We start from the raw sequence: 1,742 nt of genomic DNA, 5'->3' as shown, positions 1-1,742 counted from the left end.
ATTGCCAGTGTCGATCAGGCGCGCGCCATAGACCTGGCGGAGCTGGCGCTGGATATGGCCCAACGCTGGCTGCGTCCGGGCGGGTCACTGTTGATCAAGGTGTTTATGGGGGCGGGTGCTGAAGAGCTGCGTCGTGCCCTGCGCAAGGATTTCAAAAAAATTGTGGTACGTAAACCGGAAGCTTCCCGCGCCCGTTCTACCGAACAGTACTGGCTGGCGCTGGACTTTCAGGGAGTTGCACAGGAAAGGTTGGACAACGCGCCAGCGAGTTCCCTATAATCTGCAGCACGCGCAGTTAGCTCAGCTGGATAGAGTGTCGGCCTCCGAAGCCGAAGGTCACTGGTTCGAATCCAGTACTGCGCACCATATTCATTCAACAGATTAGACTGCACAATGACGGCGGAACGGGGTTTTCCATAGTCACCGTGCAGGGACACTGTGACCAAGTCCCCCGTTGCATTATACCCATCCATACATCTGCGCAGCGACTTCTTCGGTAAACTGTAAAATATCCGCTTCGGTTGGATCATTGTTGAGTTTCAGGCACTGATGGCGAACTTGTGCAACAAATTCAGGGGAGAGGGTGTCTGGCACCCAGAACTGAACAGTATGGTGGATAGTCAGGCAACCTGCGTATGATAGATGGGAGCTTTTATGACATGGGGTGCCCCCGCTTGGCGGGCTTGCCAAAGATCATAGACCGCCTGTTGGGCGATCCAGACGTCGGCACGGCCTCCATGCTCAACACCGAGCCAACCCTCCAGACGTAGTGCCATTTCTGGAGAAATGGCGGCACGGCCATTGAGCACACGCGACAAAGTGGGTCGCGACACGCCCAGCTGCTCTGCTGCTTCGGTAACCGTCAGCTCCAGAGCGGGCAAGATATCCTCCCGCAGCAGGAGTCCTGGGTGAGGTGGGTTGTGCATCGGGTTCATAGCGTTCATCCGGATTCAGTGATAGTCCACGTAATCGACCAGGATGGCGTCCCCATCCTCGAAGGTGAAAACCAATCTCCAGTTCCCGCTGACCCATACCGCGAAGTGTCCCTGCAGGGTTCCATGGAGTGGATGCAGTTTCCATCCCGGGATGTTCATATCGTCTGGGTTCTGGGCGTTCTCCAGGCGGGCCAGAATTCGGGCGATCTTGGCGGCATGGTCCGGTTGAACCTCGGCTTTGCTACCCGATTCATAGAAGTCTTGCAGACCCTTGTGGCGGAAACTTTTAATCACACCGCATTGTGCAGTGTAACGCCACAGAGATCAACAGCGTCCGGCGGAAAAGTCATGACGAGACAGAATGCACCCTTCTGTCTCGTGGTCCCAAAACTCTGAACGACAGATCGTCCGGTTTTACTCAGTTCTTTTGTCACCCAGGAGGACCGATTATGGGACATTACGGCAACCGTACTCATTCTGGCCACCAGTTAGCCAGGATTTGCGTGTCGATATCCCAAGGGCACGACTCTGGAAAAGTGGAGATCGGCAGATCGGTTTCAAAAGCAGATTCGTCAGTAGCACTATCCCAAGCGTCCGGCAGTATTTCAGGAATCAGCCTCTTGAGACTTGGTGAATCCTTGAGGAGATACTTGAGATCAAGCCGTTGGTTTCTTATGGTGGTCGCCCAGCTCTTGCTCTGTTTTTGGGGCTGCCATTGCCATTTTATCAAGTGCATGAGCAATACGCGTAGATGGATTCTGAGGGCGTTTTTTTCACTTCTGCCCATGCTCTCCAATTCCTCCAGAA

The 1,742-nt window shown here is 54.3% G+C and carries 5 protein-coding genes and 1 tRNA gene; 2 read left to right on the top strand and 4 right to left on the bottom strand.

From position 1 onward, the window contains the following. Positions 1-279: SAM-dependent methyltransferase (locus tag AC2VLY_RS10405; RefSeq protein ID WP_486892754.1), on the top strand; the 279-nt coding region annotated here is incomplete at its 5' end. A 10-nt stretch (positions 280-289) separates the two neighbouring features. After that, positions 290-366 (top strand) — tRNA-Arg (locus AC2VLY_RS10400). Positions 367-459: 93 nt separating this feature from the next. Here AC2VLY_RS10400 and AC2VLY_RS10395 read toward each other — a convergent pair. The 4 genes from AC2VLY_RS10395 to AC2VLY_RS10380 all read right to left on the bottom strand — a co-directional run. Continuing rightward, positions 460-594, bottom strand: coding sequence for an antitoxin MazE-like protein (locus AC2VLY_RS10395; protein WP_367182276.1), 135 nt, complete (start codon positions 592-594; stop codon positions 460-462). A gap of 26 nt (positions 595-620) precedes the next feature. Continuing rightward, on the bottom strand, positions 621-926 hold the full coding sequence (locus AC2VLY_RS10390; RefSeq protein ID WP_486922222.1) for a HigA family addiction module antitoxin: 306 nt from the start codon (positions 924-926) through the stop codon (positions 621-623). Positions 927-950: 24 nt separating this feature from the next. Then, positions 951-1,229 (bottom strand): type II toxin-antitoxin system RelE/ParE family toxin, encoded by a 279-nt coding sequence (locus AC2VLY_RS10385; RefSeq protein WP_486892755.1) that lies wholly within the window; start codon positions 1,227-1,229, stop codon positions 951-953. Positions 1,230-1,407: 178 nt separating this feature from the next. Further along, positions 1,408-1,742 (bottom strand): DUF29 domain-containing protein (locus AC2VLY_RS10380; protein WP_486922221.1); only part of this gene is annotated, 335 nt, incomplete at its 5' end.

This window comes from Acidithiobacillus sp. TH-A36 (assembly GCF_057473445.1).
This window is presented reverse-complemented; position numbering and strand designations above follow the sequence as displayed.

Excerpts from the sequence above, each read along its gene's own strand:
- AC2VLY_RS10390 (WP_486922222.1), bottom strand. The coding sequence starts at position 926 with ATGCACAACCCACCTCACCCAGGACTCCTGCTGCGGGAGGATATCTTG.